The 22,117-nt window shown below is 73.8% G+C and carries 1 protein-coding gene; it reads left to right on the plus strand.

Features of this window, described 5'->3' with window-relative positions:
• Window positions 1-16: 16 nt before the first annotated feature.
• The gene (locus ACM26Y_RS13050) at window positions 17-22,030 is read left to right on the plus strand and encodes a non-ribosomal peptide synthase/polyketide synthase (RefSeq protein WP_416061115.1); all 22,014 of its coding nucleotides are present in this window, start codon (window positions 17-19) and stop codon (window positions 22,028-22,030) included.
• The last annotated feature ends 87 nt before the right edge of the window (window positions 22,031-22,117 follow it).

The following is a 22,117-nucleotide window of genomic DNA, read 5'->3' on the forward strand; positions in this document are numbered from 1 at the left end:
CGTGAAGGGGAGTTCGTTGCAAGAGCGGCTGCACATTCCGCCCGGGGCCTTCCCGTTGTCGTCCGCCCAGCGTTCGATCTGGGTCGCGCAACAGCTGGCACCCGAGGTCCCCGTCTGCATCGCCCAGTACGTCGACCTGTCCGGAGACCTCGATCTGGATCTGCTGCGCGCCGTCGCGCACGAGGCCGCTCGCGAGTTCCAGTCGCCGTACCTGCGCGTCGTCGAGGTCGACGGCGAGCCCTACCAGTACGTCGATCCGGACCTCGACCGCAGCGACGTCCCGCTGCTCGACTTCTCCGATGCCCCGGACCCGATGACCGCGGCGCAGCAGTGGATGAACACCGACTACGCCACCCCGGTCGATCTGGCCCACGACCCGCTGGTGAACATGACGATCCTGCGGATCGGCGAGCGACGACACCTGTGGTACAGCCGGATCCACCACGTCGCCCTCGACGGTTTCGGCGCCATGACGATGGTCAACCGGATCGCGGCCCTGTACTCGGCGGCCCACGAGGGCCGGGCCCCCGAACCACCCACCGCCGCCGACCTGTACGCCCTCTACCAGTCCGACCTCGACTACCGCGGTTCGGGCCGGTACACGAGCGACCGGGACTACTGGATCGAGCGGGTCGCCGGGCTCGAGGACGGATCGACCCTGGCGCGGCGGACGGCCCCGACCGCCGCGCGCAGCACCCTCGACAGCGTCACCCTGCCCGACGACCTGGTCGCGCGGTTGACCGACGCGGACGCCGCGAGCGGATCGTCGGCGGCCGCGACGGTGGTCGCGGCGTTCGCGTGCTACCTCTCCCGGATCACCGGCCGCGCCGACGTGATACTCAACCTGCCGGTGTTCGCGCGGACCACCGTGGCGGCGAAGCGTTCCGGCGGCATGCTCGTCAACACCGCGCCGCTGCACATCCGCCTCGAGGACGACGACACCCGCGGTGACCTGGTGCACCGCGCCCAGCTGGAGCTGACCGGTGCGCTGCGCCACCAGCGGTTCAGCCTCGAGGACATCCGCCGCGAGACCGGCACCGCCGGCCGGGTCCACAGCTACGGCGGGCCGATGATCAACGTGATGCTCTTCCGGCAGGAGATCGCGCTCGGCCCCATCCGCGGCGAATTCCACATCATGACCTCGGGCCCGGTCGAGGACCTGCTGGTCAACATCTATCAGAGCGGCACCCCCGCCCGGACCTTCCTGGATTTCCGCGGCAATCCCAATCAGTACGAGCCCGGTGAACTGCGCGAGCACCACGGTCGCTTCCTCGAGCTGTTCACCGAGTTCCTGCGGGCCGAACCGGACACGCCGGTCGCGCGGATCCACCCCGCGACCGCCGCCGTCGCCGAGCGCCTGCGCCGCGACGCCGACCTCGAGCGGTTCTGGCGGGCCGCCCTGGCCGGGGCACCCGAACACCTCCAGCTGCCCACCGACCGTCGCCGCACCGGTCCGCGCAGCACCCCCGCCGCCGCCCGGCTCGACCTGCCCCTCCCCGCCGAGGTCGGGGACCGGGTGGGCGCCCTCGCCCGGCGCCACGGCGCCACCGCCCCCGAGGTGCTGCACGCCGCCGCCGCGGTCCTCGTCGGCCGGCTCACCGCCGGCACCGACACCCTCGTCGGCCTCTCCGCCCCGGCCGGGGCGTTGCCGCTGCGGGTCCAGCTCGACGAGAACGAGCCGTTCGCCGAGCTCCTCGGCCGGATCACGGCGATCCACGCTGCCGCCACCGGCCACGCCGACATCCCGGCCGACCGGCTCGCCCGGTGCTTCGACGCCCAGCACGTGCCCGCCCTGCCGGTGCTGCTCGACCCCGCCGGCACCGCCGCCGACGACGGCCTCGCGCACGCCGAACTCGTGCTGCACACCGCGACCGGTCCCGACGGCACCCACCTGCGGTGCACATACGCCACCGACCTCTTCGACCCCGCCACCGCACGATCGTTCTGCGAACGTTTGCTGCGGGTGCTGGGCGCCGTCGTCGCCGACCCCACGGCGCCGGTCGGCAACGTCGACGTCGTCTTCCCGGAGGAAGCGGGGGAGCTGAGCCCGGTCCGCGGACTACCCGGAGCGTCCCCGCAGCTGTGGCCCGAAATCCTCACCGCGGTGGCCTCGCACGTCCCGGAAGCGAGCGCGATCGAGTTCGATGGCCGCACGATGACGTACGGGCAGCTCGACGCCTGGTCCAACCGGGTCGCCCGGGTGCTGATCGACGCCGGCGCCGGCCCGGAGACGTTCGTCGCCCTCGGCATCGCCCGATCCCTCGAATCGGTGGCCGCGATCTGGGCGGTGGCCAAGTCCGGTGCCGCCTACATGCCGGTCGACCCCACCTACCCGGCCGAGCGGATCGAGTACATGCTCGCCGACTCCGGGGCGGTGCTCGGTATGACCACCACCGCCCACCGTGACGGCCTGCCGGACGACGTGCCGTGGCTGGTCCTCGACGACGCGGAGTTCGTCACGGCGCTGGATCCGGTCCCCGACGGCCCGGTGTCGGACCTCGACCGCCGCGGCGCGCTGCACTTCGACCATCCCGCCTACCTGATCTACACCTCCGGCTCCACCGGTCGACCGAAGGGCGTGGTGGTCCCGCACCGCGGTCTGGCGAACCTGTGCGCCGAACTGCACGGCCGGCACGGCCCCACCCCGCACTCGCGGGTCTCGCACTTCTCGTCCCCGAGCTTCGACGCTTCGGTGTACGAGTACATGACCGCCTTCGCGATCGGCGCCACCCTCGTCGTGGTGCCCCCGACGATCTACGGCGGCGAGGAACTCGCCCGTTTCTTCCGGGAGCAACGCATCACCCATGCCTTCTCCACCCCCGCGGCGCTGGCCTCGGTCGACCCGGAGGGCATCGCGACCGAGTCGGTCACCGTCGCCGGCGACGCGTGCCCGCCCGAACTCGTCGCCCGCTGGGCCCCGGGCCGGCGGATGTTCAACGCATACGGCCCGACCGAGTGCACCATCGTCGTCAACATCTGCGGCCCGCTGACGCCGGCACCGACGATCCCGATCGGCACCCCCGTGCGCGGCACCCACGAGGTCGTCCTGGATTCCCGGCTGCGGCCGGTGCCGGTCGGGGTCGCCGGCGAGCTGTACATCGCCGGACCGGGCATCACCCGCGGCTACCGCCGCCGGCCCGGGCTCAGCGCCGAGCGGTTCGTCGCCGATCCGTTCGGGGCGCCGGGGGAGCGGATGTACCGCACCGGCGACGTGGTGCGCTGGCGCACCGACGGCGCCCTCGAGTATCTGGGGCGTTCCGATTTCCAGGTCAAGGTCCGCGGGTTCCGGATCGAACTCGGCGAGATCGACACCGTCCTGACCGAGCACGACGATGTCACCTTCGCGGTGACGATCGGGCACACCGCCCCGTCCGGCGACACCGTCCTGGTGTCCTACGTGCTGCCGCCGGCCGGGCACACCGCCGAACCCGGCGCCCTCCTCGCGCACCTGACGCGGAGCCTGCCGGCGCACATGGTGCCCACGGCGATCGTCGTCCTCGACGCGATCCCGCTCACCCCCGTCGGCAAGCTCGACCGCCGCGCGCTGCCCGCTCCCGTGCTCGCGCCCGACGGCGGCACCTACGTCGCGCCGACCTCCGACGCCGAACGGACGGTGGCGCAGGTGTTCGCCGAACTTCTCGGCGTCGACCGCGTCGGTGTCGACGACAGCTTCTTCGACCTCGGCGGCAACTCGCTGATCGCCACCCGCGTCGTCGCCCGCGTCAACGCCGCCTTCGGCACCGACCTGGGGGTGCGGGCGTTGTTCGAGGCGCCGACGGTGCGGACCTTGGCCGCGCTGACCGCCGGCGCCGCCGCGAGCACCCGGACGGCGCTGGTGGCGGGACCCCGCCCGGACGTGCTTCCGGTCTCCGCAGCGCAGCAGCGGATGTGGTTCGTCAACCAGCTCGACACCACCTCCCCGGCCTACAACATCCCGATGGCGATCCGGCTGCGCGGCCGACTCGACCGCGACGCCCTCGCCGCCGCCGTCACCGATGTGCTCGCCCGCCACGAGGCCCTGCGCACCGAGTTCCCGGCCACCGCCGACGGACCCGTCCAGCGGATCCGCCCGGTCGAGCAGGTGCCCGTCGACCTCACCGCGACGACCGTCACCGCCGGGGAGCTGGCGCAGCGGGTGGCGGCGGAGGTGACCGCGGGGTTCGATGTGGCGGCGCAGGTGCCGGTGCGGGCGCGGTTGTTCGTGCTCGGCGACGAGGAGCATGTGCTGGTGTTCGTGGTGCATCACATCGCGGCGGACGGGGCGTCGATGGCGCCGCTGGCGCGGGATCTGATGACCGCCTACGCCGCCCGCACCGACGGCTCCGCCCCCGCCTGGACGCCCCTCGAGGTGCAGTACGCCGACTACGCGCTGTGGCAGCGGGCGGTCCTCGGCGACCCGGCCGACCCGGACTCGCTCGCCGCCGCCCAGCTCCGGTACTGGCGCGAGACCCTGTCCGGAGCACCGGAGGTGCTGGCGCTGCCCACCGAGCGGCCCCGCCCGCCGCACCAGTCGTTCCGCGGCGCCACCGTCCGCTTCGACATCGGTGCCGAGCTGTACCGGGCCGTCGGCGACCTGGCCCGCACCCACGGCGCCACCCCCTTCATCACGGTGCACGCCGCCCTGGCGGTGCTGCTGGCCCGGCTGTCGGGCAGCGACGACATCACCGTGGGCACCCCCGTCTCCGGTCGCGGCGACCGCGCCCTCGACGATCTGGTCGGCATGTTCGTCAACACCGTGGTACTGCGCACCCCCGTCGACGCCGGGCACACGTTCGCCGAACACCTGACCCGCGTGCGGGACCGGGACCTCGACGCCCTCGCCCACACCGACCTGCCGTTCGACGCCCTGGTCGATGCCGTCCCCGGCCACCGGTCCGAGGCGTACGCGCCGCTGTTCCAGGTGATGCTGGCGTTCCAGAACAACGAGTCGGCCCACCTGCAGCTGCCCGGCCTGACCGTCGACATCTCCGAAATCGACACCGGCACCACCAAATTCGACCTGCATCTGACCCTGACGGAGGTCCCCGGCCAGGACGGGGCCGCCCCCGCTCTCACCGGTGCCCTGTCGTATGCGACCGACCTGTTCGACGCCGGCACCGTCACCGCCCTCACCGAACGGTTCGTGCGGCTGCTCGCCGCCGTGACCAGCGCCCCGCACGTGCCCGTCGGCGACCTCGACCTGCTCGACGGCGCGGAACGCGAGCTGATCCTGCGGCGCTGGAACGCCACCGACGCGTCCCGCACCGCACACACCCTCGCCGACCTGTTCGCCCGGCAGGCCGCCCGCACCCCCGACGCCGACGCCGTCGTGTTCGGCGACGAGACCGTGACCTACGCCGACTTCGACGCCCGCACCAACCGGCTCGCCCGGCACCTGATCGCCGCCGGGGTCGGCCCGGACCGTCTCGTCGGCCTCGCGATGCGCCGCTCGGTCGAGCTGCTCGTCGGGATGTACGCGGTCGTCAAGGCCGGCGGCGCATACCTGCCGCTCGACCCCGACCATCCCGCCGACCGGCTGGAATACGTCCTGGCCGACGCCCGCCCGGTGTGCGTGCTCACCACCACCGCCGACCGGACGCCGCTGCCCACCCCCGCGCCGGTCCTCGAGCTCGACCGGCTGGAGCTGAGCGGCGAATCCGCCGCCGCCCTCACCCCGCAGGAACGCCCCGCCCCGCTGACGGGTGACCACCTCGCCTACGTGCTCTACACCTCCGGCTCCACCGGCCGCCCCAAGGGCGTCGCGGTCACGCACGCCGCGATCGTCAACCGGCTGCGGTGGATGCAGCACACCTACCCGCTCACCGCCGAGGACACCGTCCTGCAGAAGACCCCCTTCACGTTCGACGTGTCGGTGTGGGAGTTCTTCTGGCCCCTGCAGACCGGGGCGCGGCTCGTCGTCGCCGCCCCCGACGGACACCGCGACCCCGCCTACCTCACCGCCGTCGTCGAGCAGCAGCACGTCACCGTGGCGCACTTCGTGCCGTCCATGCTCGCGGTGTTCGTCGCCGCCACCGACGCGACCCGCTGCACGTCGCTGCGGCTGCTGTTCTGCAGCGGCGAGGCGCTGCCCCCGGCCACGGTCACCGCCGCCCGCGCGGCATTCCCCGCCGCCGCGCTGCACAACCTGTACGGGCCCACCGAAGCCGCCGTCGACGTCACCTCGTGGGCCTGCACCGACGACGACCTCGACGTCGTGCCGATCGGGGCACCGGTGTGGAACACCCGCGTCCACGTCCTCGACGCGCGGCTGCACCCCGTCCCCGTCGGTGCCGTCGGGGAGCTGTACCTGTCCGGCATCCAGCTCGCCCGCGGCTATGTCAGGCGCGGCGACCTGACCGCCGACCGGTTCGTCGCCGACCCCTTCGGCCCGCCCGGCACCCGCATGTACCGCACCGGCGACCTCGTGTCCTGGCGCCGCGACGGCAATCTGGTCTACCTCGGCCGCACCGACTTCCAGGTCAAGCTCCGGGGCCTGCGGATCGAACTCGGCGAAATCGAGCACGCGTTGCTCGCGGACCCGGGCGTCGCGCAGACCGCCGTCGTGGTGCACCGGCCCGCCGGCGCCGCCGACGGTTCCGACGGGGTGCTCGTGGCGTACGTGGTGCCCGAGTCCGACCGCACCGTCGACACCGCGGCAATGCTCGAGGCGGCCGCGGCCCGGCTGCCCGGCTACATGGTGCCCACCCACGTCGTCGTCCTCGACCGGTTCCCGCTCAACCCGAACGGCAAGCTCGACCGCAAGGCCCTGCCCGCCCCGGATCTCGCGGCCGGCCGGGCGACGGACCCCGTCGCGCCGCGGACCCCGGTCGAGCAGGTGCTGGCCGAGATCTTCGCCGATCTGCTCGCGGTGCCGAGGGTCGGGGTGCACGACAACTTCCTGGAACTGGGCGGCAACTCCCTGCTGGCCATGCGGATGGCCGCGCGCATCGCCGCCGCCACCGGCACCGACGTGGGCGTGCGCGACCTGTTCGACGCCCCCACCGTCGCGGCCCTGGCCGAGCGGCTGCGCGACCGCGACGCCGCGGCCCGGCCCCCGCTCGCCGCCGCCGCGACCCGGCCGCCGGTGGTCCCGCTGTCCCCGGCGCAGCAGCGCATGTGGTTCATCAACCAGTTCGACACGACGTCCCCGGCCTACAACATCGCCGTCGCGTTGCGCCTGACCGGGACGCTCGACCACGCGGCGCTGCGGGCCGCCGCCGCCGACGTCGCAGCCCGCCACGAGACGCTGCGCACGCGCTACCCGCTCACCGACGACGGCCCGGTACAGGTCGTGCTGCCCGTTGCGGTGTGGCAGCCCGACCTCACCGTCACCCCCGTCGAGACCGAGGACACGGTGCCCGCGCACATCGACCGGATCGTCGGCACCGGCTTCGACGTCGCCACCGAGGTGCCGGTGCGGATCCGGCTGCTCACCGTCACCGACACCGACCACGTGCTGGTCCTGGTCGTGCACCACATCGCCGCCGACGGATTCTCGATGGGGCCGCTGGGGCGGGATCTGATGACCGCGTACGCCGCCCGCGCCGAGGGGCACGCCCCCACCTGGTCGCCGCTGCCGGTGCAGTACGCCGACTACACGCTGTGGCAGCACACCGTCCTCGGCGACGAGTCCGAGCCCGCCACCCTCGCCGCGCGGCAGCTCGCGTTCTGGCACGAGGAACTGGCCGGGGCACCGGAACTGCTCGAGCTGCCGTGGGATCGGCCGCGTCCGGTGCAGCAGTCCGGCCGCGGTGCCCGCGTGGCCTTCGAGATCGGCACCGAGACCCATCGCGGGATGCTCGCGCTGGCCCGCGCGCACGACGCGTCGCTGTTCATGGTCGTGCACGCGGCGCTCACGGTGCTGCTGGCGCGGCTGTCCTCCAGCGACGACATCGTGATCGGCACCCCCGTCGCCGGCCGCGGCGACCGCGCCCTCGACGATCTGGTCGGCATGTTCGTCAACACCGTGGTGCTGCGGGCCCCGGTCGACGAACGCGAACGGTTCGACGCGCTGCTGCGGCGCATCCGGTCGGCGGACCTGGCGGCGTTCGGGCAGGCCGACGTCCCGTTCGAGCGGCTCGTCGAGGCCCTCGACCCGCCCCGGTCGACGTCCTACCCGCCGCTGTTCCAGGTGCTGCTCGAATTCCAGGACATCGAGCGCCCCGAGATCGCCCTGCCCGGCGCCACGGCCCGCGTGCTCGACCTCGATCCCGGCCTGTCCCCGTTCGACCTGCAGCTGTCGATCGCCGAACGGCCCGGACACGCCGGCGTGCAGGCGGCGTTCACCTACGCCACCGATCTGTTCGACGCCGCCACGGTCGCCTCGTTCGCGGACCGGTTCGTGCGGATCCTCGACGCCGTCACCGCGGATGCGGCCGTGACGGTGGGGGACGTGGAGATCGTCACCCCCCGTGAATTCGCCGCCCTGGCCCCGGCGCGGGGCCGGCCCGCGGTCTCCCCGCAGCTGTGGCCCGAACTGCTGTCGTCGGTGGCGGCGATCGTGCCGGAGGCGGTCGCCCTGTCGTTCGAGGGCCGCACCGTCACCTACGGGGAGCTCGACGCGTGGTCCAACCGGCTGGCCCGGGTCCTCGTCGAGCGCGGCGTCGGGCCCGAATCCTTCGTCGCGCTAGGGATTTCCCGGTCGATCGAGTCGGTGGCGGCGGTGTGGGCGGTGACCAAGTCCGGAGCGGCGTTCGTCCCCGTCGATCCCGGCTACCCGGCCGAGCGGATCGCCTACATGCTCGACGACTGCCGGGCCGTCCTCGGGCTGACCACCACCGCGCACCGCGACGTGTGGCCCACCGACTCGGTGCCGTGGCTGCTGCTCGACGACCCCGGCCTGCGCCGCGGGCTCGACGCCGTCTCGCCCGCCCCGGTCACCGACGACGACCGTCGGGCCCCGCTGCGGTACGACCATCCGGCCTATCTGATCTACACCTCCGGCTCGACCGGCCGCCCCAAGGGCGTCGTCGTCACCCACCGCGGCCTGACGAACCTCAACGCCGAAGTGCGCGAACACTTCTCGATCACCCACCGGGCCCGCGTGTCGCACCTGGCGTCGCCGAGCTTCGACGCGTCCCTGTTCGAGCTGACCAAGGCGTTCTGCGCCGGCGCCACCCTCGTCATCGTGCCGCCCACCGTCTACGGCGGCGAGGAACTCGCCCGCATCCTGCGTGAGGAACACATCACCCACGCCTTCGTGACCCCCACCACCCTCGCCTCCCTCGACCCCACCGGGCTCGACGAGCTGCGCGTGCTCGTCGTCGCCGGGGAGGCCTGCCCACCGGAACTGGTCGAGCGGTGGGCGCCGGGCCGGCACATGTACAACGGTTACGGCCCGTCCGAGGCCACCATCGAAACCAGCGTCAGCCCCGACATGCGTCCGGACACCACCGTCACCGTCGGCGGGCCCGCGATCGGCTTCCACGAAGTCGTCCTCGACGAACGACTGCGGCCGGTCCCCACCGGGGTCGCCGGTGAGCTCTACATCGCCGGCGCCGGCCTCGCCCGCGGCTACCATCGTCGCCCCGACCTCACCGCCGCCCGGTTCGTCGCCGACCCGTTCGGGGCGCCGGGGGAGCGGATGTACCGCACCGGCGACGTGGTGCGCTGGCGCACCGACGGCACCGTCGAGTACCTGGGGCGTTCCGATTTCCAGGTCAAGGTCCGCGGGTTCCGGATCGAACTCGGCGAGATCGACACCGTCCTCGCCGCCCACGACGACGTCGCCTTCGCGGTGACCATCGGGCACACCGCCCCGTCCGGCGACACCGCCCTCGTCGCCTACGTGCTGCCGGAGACCGGCCACCACGTCGACACCGCCGCGCTGCGCGGGCACGTCGCCGGGCAACTGCCGGCCCACATGGTGCCCGCCGCGGTCGTCGTCCTCGACGCGATCCCGCTCACCCCCGTCGGCAAACTCGACCGCCGCGCCCTCCCGGTGCCGGACCTGTCGGCCACCGGCGAATACCGCGCCCCGGCCACCGACACCGAGACCGTCATCGCCGAGATCGTCGCCGAGGCCCTCGGCCACGAGAAGGTCTCCGTCGACGACAGCTTCTTCGACCTCGGCGGCAACTCGCTGATCGCCACCCGCGTCGTCGCCCGCATCAACGCCGCCCTCGGCACCGACGCCGGCGTACGGGTGCTGTTCGAGGCCCCCACGGTGCGGACCCTGGCCGCCCGCATCCTCGACGACCACGCCGGCGGCCCCCGCATCCCCCTCACCGCGGGCCCGCGCCCGGACCGGATCCCGCTGTCCCCGGCGCAGCAGCGGATGTGGTTCGTCAACCAGTTCGACACCACCTCGGCCGCCTACAACATCCCCCTGGCGATCCGGCTGACCGGCCGCCTCGACCGGGCGGCGCTCACCGCCGCCGTGCACGACCTGATCGTCCGCCACGAAACCCTGCGCACCTGGTACCCGAGCGAGAACACCGGACCGGCGCAGCTGGTCACCGATCCCGCCCAGGCCACCCCCGACCTCGACCCGGTCCCGGTGTCCGCCGGGGAGCTGGCGCAGCGGGTGGCGGCGGAGGTGACCGCGGGGTTCGATGTGGCGGCGCAGGTGCCGGTGCGGGCGCGGTTGTTCGTGCTCGGCGACGAGGAGCATGTGCTGGTGTTCGTGGTGCATCACATCGCGGCGGACGGGGCGTCGATGGCGCCGCTGGCGCGGGATCTGATGACCGCCTACGCCGCCCGCACCCGCGGGCAGGACCCGGCCTGGACGCCGCTGCCGGTGCAGTACGCCGACTACGCGCTGTGGCAGCGGGCGGTCCTCGGCGACCCGGCCGACCCGGACTCGCTCACCGCCCGGCAGCTCGACTACTGGCGCACCACCCTGGCCGACCTGCCCGAGATCCTCGCCCTGCCCACCGACCGGCCCCGCCCGCCGCACCAGTCGTTCCGCGGCGCCACCGTCCGCTTCGACGTCGAACCCGAACTGCACCGCCGCCTCGCCGACCTCGCCGCCGCGCACGGCGCCACCGTGTTCATGGCCGTGCACGCGGTGCTGGCGGTGCTGCTGGCGCGGTTGTCGGGCAGCGACGACATCGCGGTGGGGACTCCGATCGCCGGGCGGGGGCATCGTGCCCTCGACGATCTGGTGGGCATGTTCGTCAACACCCTGGTGCTGCGCACCCCGGTCACCCCCGCGCTGCCGTTCACCGACCACCTCGAACGCACCCGCGAGGCCGATCTCGCCGCGTTCGGCCACGCGGACCTGCCCTTCGAGAAACTCGTCGACGCACTCGCCCCGACCCGCGCCACCGACCACGCCCCGCTCGTCCAGGTGGTCCTCGAGTTCCAGAACAACGAACGCGCCCACCTGCAGCTGCCGGACCTGACCGTCGACGCCCTCGACGCCGACGCCCCCGTCGCCAAGTTCGACCTGCAGCTGACGATGGGGGAGAACCCGACCGCCGGTCCCGACCCCGCCGGCATGACCGGTGCCTTCACCTTCGCCACCGACCTGTTCGACGCCGACACCGTCACCACCTTCGCCGAACGGTTCGTGCGGCTGCTCACCGCCGTCACCACCGACCCGGCCCGGCCCGTCGGCGACCTCGACCTGCTCGATCCCACCGAGCGACCCGCGCCCGCGCCCCGCGCCGGCCGGCACGCCGAGACCCTCACCGCCGTGTTCGCGCGGTCCGTCGCCGCCGGACCCGACACGGTCGCGATCACCGCCCCCACCGACCCGGCGACCCCGGCGCTGACCTACCGCGAACTCGCCGCGCGGGCCCGTCGCCTGGCCCGGGCCCTGGTCGCCCACGGAGCCGGACCCGACCGGCTCGTCGCCGTCGCCGTGCCCCGCTCCACCGACCTGATCGTCACCCTGCTCGCCGTCCTCGAGACCGGCGCCGGATACCTGCCCGTCGACGTGTCCTACCCGCCGGAGCGGCTCGCGTTCCTCTTCGACGACGCCCGGCCGGTGTGCATCGTCACCACCACCGCCACCACCGCCGCCCTGCCCGCCGGGGACACCCCGATGCTGCTGCTCGACACCCCCGACACCGCCGCCCGCCTCGCGGACCTGCCCGACGGCCCGCTCACCGACGCCGACCGGCTCGGTGCGCTGCACCCCGACCACACCGCCTACGTCATCTATACCTCCGGCTCGACCGGCCGACCCAAGGGCGTCGTCGTCCCGCACCGCAACGTCGTCACCCTCCTCGCCGAAACCCAGGGCCGATTCGGGTTCGACGAGCACGACGTGTGGACCATGTTCCACTCCTACGCCTTCGACTTCTCGGTGTGGGAACTGTGGGGCGCCCTCGCCTACGGCGGCCGCCTCGTCGTCGTCGACCACCACACCGCCCGCTCCCCGGAGGCGTTCCTCGACCTGCTGCGCCGCGAGCACGTCACCGTGCTCAACCAGACCCCCACCGCGTTCTACCAGCTGATCGAGGCCGACCGCGCCGCCGGTGACCACGCCCTGTCGCTGCGCTACGTCGTCTTCGGCGGCGAGGCCCTCGACCTCGCCCAGCTCGAACGCTGGTACCGCCGCCACCCGGACACCGCCCCGGCGCTGGTGAACATGTACGGCATCACCGAAACCACCGTGCACGTGACCCTGCAGCCGCTGGACCGGCAGTTCGCCGCGACCGCGTCGGCCAGCGTCATCGGCGACGCCATCCCCGGCCTGACCGTGCACGTCCTCGACCGGCGCCTGCACCCGGTGCCGCCGGGAGTGATCGGCGAGATGTACGTCTCCGGGGAACAAGCCGCCCGCGGCTACCTCGGCCGCCCCGACCTGACCGCCGCGCGCTTCGTCGCCGACCCGTTCACCGGACCGGGCGCCCGCATGTACCGCACCGGCGACCTCGCCCGCCGGCGCCGCGACGGCCGCCTCGAGTACCTCGGCCGCAGCGACTTCCAGGTGCAACTGCACGGTTTCCGCATCGAACTCGGCGAAGTCGAGGCGGCGCTGCTGCGCTGCCCGGGCGTCGCCCGCGCCGTCGTCGTGCTCCACCGCGACGAACGGGCCGCCGACCGCCTCGTCGGGTACGTGGTTCCGCAGACCGGCGCGACCGTCGACGTGGCCGCCACGCTCGAGCAGGTCGCCGGCGGTCTCGCCGCCTACATGGTCCCGGCCACCCTCGTCGTCCTCGACACCCTGCCGGTCACGGCCACCGGCAAGCTCGACCGCAGGGCACTGCCCGACCCCGACTTCGGTGCGCTGGTCACCGCAACCCGCGCCCCCGCCGGCCACCTCGAAAGGCAGCTCGTCGAGCTGTTCGCGCAGGTCCTCGGCCTCGACACGGTCGGCGTGGACGACTCGTTCTTCGCGCTCGGCGGGGACAGCATCATGTCCATCCAGCTGGTCTCGCGCGCCCGCGCCGCCGGGATCGAGCTGAGCCCCCGGGACGTGTTCGAACGCAAGACCCCCGCCGCGCTCGCCGCCGTCGCCACCCTCGGCGACGGCCCGGCCGTCCTCGCGGAGCTGCCCGGCCGCGGCGTCGGCGCCGTCCCCCTGACCCCGATCGTGCGGTGGATGCTCGAACGCGGCGGCAGCATCGACCGCTACTCCCAGGCCGCGCTGCTGCGGCTGCCCGCCGGGCTGGACCGCGCCACCCTGACAGCCACGCTGCAGGCGGTGCTGGACCGGCACGACATCCTCCGCGCCCGCCTCGTCCCCGACGTCGACGACCCCGCCGGAGTCGGCCTGCAGGTCCGCGGACCCGGCGCGGTCACCGCCGACACGCTCATCCACCGCGTCCCCGTCACCACCGCCGCCGACACCGACGACTTCTTCGCCCTCGCCGCCGCCGAACTCGACGCGGCCGCCGACCGGCTCGACACCGCCGCCGGAATCCTGCTGCAGGCAGTATGGTTCGACGCCGCCGCCGGCTCCGGGCGCCTGCTGCTGGTTGTGCACCACCTCGCCGTCGACGGCGTGTCCTGGCGCATCCTCGTCCCCGACCTCGCGGCCGCATGGGCCGCCGCCCGCCACGGCACCGCGATCGAGGACACCCCCGCCGGCACCTCCGTGCGGCGCTGGGCGCACGCCCTCGTCGACGCCGCGCACCGCGCCGACCGTGTCGCCGAACTCGACCGCTGGACCACGATCCTCGACGGGGACGACCCGCTGCTCGGGGACCGTCCCCTCGACCCGGTCGTCGACACCAACGCCACGGTCCGCACCGTGGCCACCGACCTGCCCGCCGACGTCACCGCCGCGCTGCTGACCACGGTGCCCGGCGCGTTCCACGGCACCGTCAACGACGGCCTGCTCACCGCCCTGGCACTGGCGGTCACCGCCTGGCGCCGCGACCGCGGAACCGTCACCGACGACGTGCTGATCGGCCTCGAAGGCCACGGCCGCGAGACCGCGGTCGCCCCCGGCGCGGACCTGTCCCACACCGTCGGCTGGTTCACCACCATCCATCCGGTCCGACTCGACCTGAGCGATGTCGACCTGCCGGACGCGCTCGCCGGCGGCGACGCTGCCGGCGCGGCCGTCAAGGCCGTCAAGGAACAGCTCGCCGCCGTCCCCGACCACGGCATCGGGTTCGGCCTGCTGCGCTACCTCAACGCCGACACCGCCGCCCGGCTGCGCACCCACCCCGCCCCGCAGATCAGCTTCAACTACCTCGGTCGTCTCACCCCGGCCGTCGCCGACACGGACACCCCGTGGCTCCCGGTCGACGCCTTCGACCGGGGCGGCGCGCAGAGCCCGGACATGCCGGCCGCCGCGGTCGTCGACATCAACGCCGTCACCGTGCCCACCCCCGACGGGCCCGTGCTGCGCGCCACCTGGTCCTACCCGCAGCACCTGCTCGCCGACACCGACGTCGCCGCCCTCACCGAGCGGTGGGCGGCCGCCGCCGCCGCCCTCGCCCGGCACGTCCACCGCCCGCACGCCGGTGGCCTGACCCCGTCCGACGTGCCCCTCGTCGCCCTCGACCAGCCCGCCCTCGACCGCCTCGAACGCCACTACCGCGGGGCCGGCCACGACGGCGGCCTGGCCACCGTGTGGCCCGTCGCCCCGCTGCAAGCCGGACTGCTGTTCCACGCCCTGCTCGCCGAGCAGTCCGCCGACGCCTACGTCGTCCAACTCGTCCTCGACCTGCACGGCACCGTGGACCCCGACCGGCTGCACCGCGCCGCGCAACTGCTGCTCGACCGCCACCCCAACCTGCGGGCCGCGTTCGCCGACGACGGCTCCGGCGGCTTCGTGCAAGTTGTGCCCGCCCGCGTCGACCTGCCCTGGACGGTGCTCGACCTGACCGGACTCGACGATCCGGACCGCCAGGCGGCACGCCTGCTCGACGAGGACCGCCGCACCCGCTTCGACACCGCCGTCGCCCCGCTGCTGCGCGCCACCCTCGTGCGGGTCGCCGTCGACCGGTACCGGCTGGCCCTGACCAACCACCACATCCTGCTCGACGGCTGGTCCACCCCGCTGCTGGTCAAGGATCTGCTGTTGCTCTACGCCACCGACGGCGACACCGCGTCCCTGGGCCGCCCGCGCAGCTACGGCGACTACCTGCAGTGGCTGGCCGGGCAGGACACCGACGCCGCCGCGGACGCCTGGGCCCACGCCCTCGCCGGTCTCGACGAGCCCACCCTGCTCGCTCCCACCCACCGGCCCGGCCGCACCGCCGCGGTCTCGCAGGACCTCGACCTGGACCTTCCGGGTGGGCTCGCCGCGCGCCTCGACGCCGTCGCCGCCGACCGCGGCGTGACCGTCAACACCGTGGTGCAGACCGCATGGGCGCTCGTGCTCGGTGCGCTGACCGGCCGCGACGACGTCGTCTTCGGCGCCACCGTCTCCGGCCGGCCCCCGCAGGTCACCGGAATCGAGTCGATGGTGGGGCTGTTCATCAACACCGTCCCGGTCCGGGTCACCGTGCGCCCCGCCGAGACCCTCGGCGCCCTGCTCGACCGGGTACAGGCCGAGCAGGCAGCCATGCTCGACCACCACCACATCGGTCTGAGCGCCATCGAACGCCGGGTCGGCGCCGCCGCCGGCTTCGACACCCTCACCGTGTTCGAGTCCTACCCCGTGGACCGGGCCGGTCTGACCGAGGACACCGACATCGCCGGGATGCGGGTGGCCGGGATCAGCGGCCACGACGCCACGCACTACCCGCTGAGCATCGTCGCCCACCCGGCCGGCAGCGGGGACACCGCCACCCTGCACCTGCGGCTGAAGTACCTGCCCGAGGTGTTCGACCGGGCGACCGTCGAGACCGTCGCCCACCGCGTCGAGAAGGTCCTGACCGCTCTCGCCGGCGATCTGCACGCCCCGGCCGCGGCCATCGACGTGCTCGTCGGCGACGAACGCGCCGCCCTGGCGCCGGTCCGGGGTCCCGTCGGCGGCACCACCCGCACCCTGCCGGAGGTGTTCGGCGCGACCGCCGCCGCGCACCCGGATGCCGTCGCGATCGTCGACGGCGCCGCCCGGTGGACCTACCGCCGCCTCGACGACTGGTCCACCCGTGCCGCGCGGATCCTGGCCGACCTCGGCGTGGGCCCGGAAACGTTCGTGGCCCTGGGGATTTCACGGTCACTGCATTCGGTGGCCGCGATGTGGGCGGTGACCAAGACCGGTGCCGCGTTCGTGCCCGTCGACCCGAACTATCCCACCGACCGCATCGCCTTCATGCTCGCCGACAGCGGCGCCGCCCTCGGGCTGACCACCGCCGCGCACCACGACACCCTGCCCGGCACCGTCCGCTGGCTCCCCGTCGACACCGACGACTTCGCCGCCCGGCTCGCCGCCACCCCGGCCGTCCCCCTCGGCGACGCCGACCGCCGCGGCCCCCTGCGGCTGGACCACCCCGCCTACCTCATCTACACCTCCGGTTCCACCGGCCGCCCGAAGGGTGTGGTGACCACCCACCGCAGCCTCGAGAACTTCGCCCTCGACCAGCGGGAGCGGTTCGGGGCCGGGCCCGGCGCGACCGTCATGCACTTCTCCTCCCCGAGCTTCGACGCCTCGATCTTCGAGTACCTGCTCGCGTTCGGCTCCGGCGCCGCCCTCGCGGTCGTGCCGCCCACCGTGTACGGCGGTGAGGAACTCGCCCGCGTCCTGCGCGAGCACGGCGTCACCCACGGCTTCATCACCCCCGCCGCCCTCGCCTCCCTGCCCGCCGCCGACCTCGACGCCTTCGTCGACCTCGCCGTCGGCGGCGAGGCGTGGCCGGCCGAACTACGCGACACGTGGGCACCGGGCCGACGCATGGTCAACGCCTACGGCCCCACCGAGACCACGATCATGGCCGCGATCAGCGCCCCGATGACCGCCGCCGGACCCATCACCCTCGGGGGCCCGCTGCGCGGTGTCCGCGCCGTCGTCCTCGACGCCGCCCTGCGCCCCGTGCCCGCCGGCGTCGCCGGCGAGCTGTACCTCGGTGGCCTCGGCCTGGCCCGCGGCTATCACGCCCGCCCCGACCTGACCGCCGCCCGGTTCGTCGCCGATCCGTTCGGGGCGCCGGGGGAGCGGCTGTACCGCACCGGCGACGTGGTGCGCTGGACCGACGCCCTCGAACTGGAATACGTGGGCCGCTCCGACTTCCAGGTCAAGGTCCGCGGGTTCCGCATCGAACTCGGCGAGATCGACGCCGCGTTGTGCAGTCACCCGGACGTCGCGTTCGCCGCGACCCTCGGCCACACCGCACCCTCCGGGGAGACCGTGCTCGTCGCCTACGTGCTGCCCACCCCCGGCCACGGAATCGGCACCGACGCCCTGCGCGCGCACGTCGGCGACCGGCTGCCCGCGCACATGGTGCCCGCCGCGGTCGTCGTCCTCGACGAGATCCCGCTCACCCCGGTCGGCAAACTCGACCGCCGTGCCCTGCCCGCACCGGACCTGTCCGGCGGCAGCGGGGACTACACCCCACCGGCCGACGGGCTCGAATCCGCCGTCGCCGGGGTGTTCGCCGACGTCCTCGGCCTCGACCGGGTCTCGGTGACCGACAACTTCTTCGACATCGGCGGCAACTCCCTCGTCGCCACCCGCGCCGCGTCCCGTCTCGGCGCCGCCCTCGGCGTCGACCTCGGGGTACGGGCCCTGTTCGAAGCGCCCACCGTCCGCGCCCTCGCGGCCCGGCTGGCCGCGACCCCGGGCGCCGAACCGGCCACCGGTGCCGGCCCGGTCCGCCGCCCCCGCCCGGACCGCATCCCCCTGTCCCCGGCCCAGCAGCGGATGTGGTTCGTCAACCAGTTCGACACCAGCTCCCCGGCCTACAACATTCCGCTCGCGATCCGGCTGACCGGTCATCTGTCCGTCGCCGCGCTCGACACCGCCGTCCGCGACGTCCTGGCCCGGCACGAGAGCCTGCGCACCGTCTACCCGGCCGGTCCCGACGGGCCCGTGCAGCGGATCCTCGACGCCGACGACGTCGGTCTCACCGTCGACGTCGTGCCCGCGACCGAGGACACCGTCCTCGCCGCCGCCGCGGAGTTCGCCGCCACCGGATTCGACATCACCGTCGACGTGCCGCTGCGGGCACGGGTGTATGCGCTCGGCCGCGACGAGCACCTCGCCGTCCTCGTCGTCCACCACATCGCGGGGGACGGTTTCTCCACCGGGCCTCTCGCCCGCGACCTGATGACCGCCTACCAGGCACGCACCCGCGGCGACGCCCCCGCCTGGGCGCCGCTCGACGTGCAGTACGCCGACTACACCCTCTGGCAGGTCGACCGCCTCGACGACGCCGCCGTCCCCGGTTCCCTCGCCGCCACCCAGCTCGACTACTGGCGCACCGCCCTCGCCGGTCTGCCCGAAGTCCTCGCCCTGCCCACCGACCGGCCGCGGCCCGCCCAGCAGTCCTTCCGCGGCGACGTCGTCCGCTTCCCCGTCGACGCCGCCCTGCACCGCCGCCTCGCCGACCTCGCCGCCGCGCACGGCACGACCGTGTTCATGGCGGTGCACGCGGTGCTGGCGGTGTTGCTGGCGCGGTTGTCGGGCAGCGACGACATCGCGGTGGGGACTCCGATCGCCGGGCGGGGGCATCGTGCCCTCGACGATCTGGTGGGCATGTTCGTCAACACCCTAGTGCTGCGCACTCACGTTCCCGGACAGCTCACCTACGCCGAGCTGCTCACCGCCGTCACCAGCACCGACCTCGACGCCTTCGCCCACGCCGACGTCCCCTTCGAACAGGTCGTCGAAACCGTCGACCCGGCTCGTTCCACAGCCCACACGCCGCTGTTCCAGGTCTCGCTCGAATTCCAGAACACCGCACGTCCCCGTCTCGAACTGCCGCACCTGACCGTCAGTGGGGTGCCGCTCGACCCGACGGTCGCCAACTTCGACCTCGAACTCCTCCTCGGCGAGAACCACGACGACACCGGCGCCCCCGCCGGCTTCGACGCCGCCCTCGTCTACGCCACCGACCTGTTCGACGCCGACACCGTCACCGCCTTCGCCGACCGGTTCGTCCGCCTCCTCGACGCCGTCACCGCCGCCCCCGACACACCTGTCGGTGACATCGACCTCGTCACCGCCGAGGAGAGCCGCGCCCTGGTCCCCGCCCACGGCCCGCACACCCTCGGCACCCGGGTGTGGCCGCAGATCCTCGCCGACGCCGTCGCCGTCGACCCGGACGCCCTCGCCGTCGTCGACGGGCCCCGCCGCGCCACCTACCGCGAACTCGACGCCCACTCGAGCCGCCTCGCCCGGATGCTCGTCGACTACGGCGTCGGCCCCGAGACCGTCGTCGCCCTCGGTCTGCCCCGCAGCCTCGACTCCGTGACCGCCCTGTGGGCCGTGACCAAGACCGGCGCCGCATTCGTGCCTGTCGACCCGAGCTACCCGCGTGAACGCATCGAGTACATGCTCACCGACAGCGGCGCCGCCCTCGGCCTCACCGTCACCGCCCATCGCGACGAGCTGCCCGCCACCGTGCCGTGGTTCGCGCTGGACTCCGCCACCACCACCGCCGAACTCGCACCGTACTCACCGGAACCCCCGACCGACGCCGAGCGCACCGCCCCCCTCGACCCCGATCATCCCGCCTACCTGATCTACACCTCCGGGTCGACCGGCCGCCCCAAGGGCGTCGTGCTCACCCACCGCGGGCTGTCCGACCTCGCCGTCGAGGAACACCTGCACCTCGACGTCCGGCCCGGCAGCCGCGTCTCGCACCTGGCCTCGCCGAGCTTCGACGCCTCGGTGTTCGAACAGATGATGGCCCTCTCCGCCGGTGCCGCCCTCGTGATCGTGCCCCCGGCCGTGTACGGCGGCAGCGAGCTCGCCGAGGTCCTGCACACCGAGCAGGTCACTCACGCGTTCATCACCCCGACCGCGCTGGCGTCCCTCGACCCGGACGCCGTCGACAGTGTCGGGGTGCTCCTCGTCGCCGGGGAGGCCTGCCCACCCGAACTCGTCGCCCGCTGGGCCCCCGGCCGCCGCATGGTCAACGCCTACGGCCCCACCGAGGCGACCATCATGACCTCCATCAGCGATCCCCTGGCGCCGGGTGAGCCCGTCACCATCGGCCGCCCCACCCGCGCCTTCCACGCCGTCGTCCTCGACGCCCGGCTGCGGCCGGTGCCCGTCGGCGTCGCCGGCGAGCTGTACGTCGCGGGACCGGGCCTCGCGCGGGGCTATCACGCCCGCCCCGACCTGACCGCCGCCCGGTTCGTCGCCGATCCGTTCGGGGCGCCGGGGGAGCGGCTGTACCGCACCGGCGACGTGGTGCGCTGGACGAAGGACCACAACCTCGAGTACGTGGGCCGTTCCGATTTCCAGGTCAAGGTCCGCGGGTTCCGCATCGAACTCGCCGAGATCGACGCCGCGCTCACCGGGCACCGGGACGTGGTGTTCGCCCACACCGTCGGCCGCACCGCCCCGTCGGGGGAGACTGTCCTCGCCTCCTACGTCCTACCGGCCCCCGGCGCTGCCCCCGATCCCGCCGACATAAAATCATTTGTGGCACAACAGCTTCCGTCCCACATGGTGCCGACGGCCGTGGTCGTGCTCGACGGGATCCCGCTCACGCCGGCCGGCAAACTGGACCGGCGCGCCCTCCCGGAGCCGGACTTCGCGGCGCTCGGCGGCACCTACCGTGCCCCGGCCACGGAACTCGAGCGCACTGTGGTGGGGGTGTTCGTCGACTACCTCGGCCTGGATCGGGTCTCGGTCGACGACAACTTCTTCGACCTCGGCGGCACCTCGCTGCTCGCCACCCGGATGCTGCCGGCGCTCGGTGAGCGTCTCGGGCGGCCCGTGCCGCTGCACTCGATCTTCACGCATCCGACCCCCGCCGGCCTCGCGGCTCATCTGAGCGGTCCGCAGGACCGCGCCGGCATCGACGCGGCGCTGCAGGTACTCGTACCGCTGCGCGACGGGACCGGCGCGCCGCTGTTCTGCGTCCACCCGGCCGCCGGGTTGTCGTGGGCCTACGCGCCGCTCGCCCAACGCGTCGGCGGTGACCGCCCCGTCTACGGGCTCCAGTTGCCCACTCTCAGCGGTGGTCCCGCCCCGGAGTCGGTCACCGCGCTGGCCGAGCGGTACGTCGAGGAGATCCGCCGCATCCAGCCGCACGGCCCCTATCACCTGCTCGGCTGGTCGCTCGGCGGGGTCGTCGCCCACGCCGTCGCCGTGGAGCTGCGCCGGGCAGGGGAGCGGGTGGACACCCTCGCCCTGCTCGACAGTCACCTCAGCGTCCGCGGCGCCGGCTCGGTCGGGGTCCGCGACATGCTCCGCGATCTGGGTGTGCCGTTCGACACCGAACAGGAGCCGACCTACGAGCAGGCGTCGGAACTGCTCGATGCGGCGCTGGGCGGCGACACCGGCCTGACGGCCGCGCACCTCGAGCGGATCCACCGGGGTTCGGCCGCCGCGTTGCGGGCGGCCCGCCGGCACGCGCCCGCCACCTTCGACGGGGACGTGCTGTTCTTCACCGCCGTCCGGTCCGCCGCCCCGGTCGCGGCGGTCGCGGCGTGGCACAACGTGGTGTCGGGGGAGATCCACCAGTACCGGATCGACTGCGATCACCACGAGATGGTGTCCCCGCACGCGGTCGAGGCGATCGTGCAGGTCCTGTCGGCGCGGCTGGCGGACCCGGCGGTCACCGGCGCGGGCCCGCGGAACTGACACCGCCGTCCGGACCGCATCATCTTCCGCCACCGGGCTGCTCATGCGATCCGCCGCGCGTCGCTCGAGGCGAGGGCCGGGCACGCG

Origin of the sequence: Rhodococcus indonesiensis, assembly GCF_047782815.1 — a bacterium.
GTDB lineage: Bacteria > Actinomycetota > Actinomycetes > Mycobacteriales > Mycobacteriaceae > Rhodococcus > Rhodococcus indonesiensis.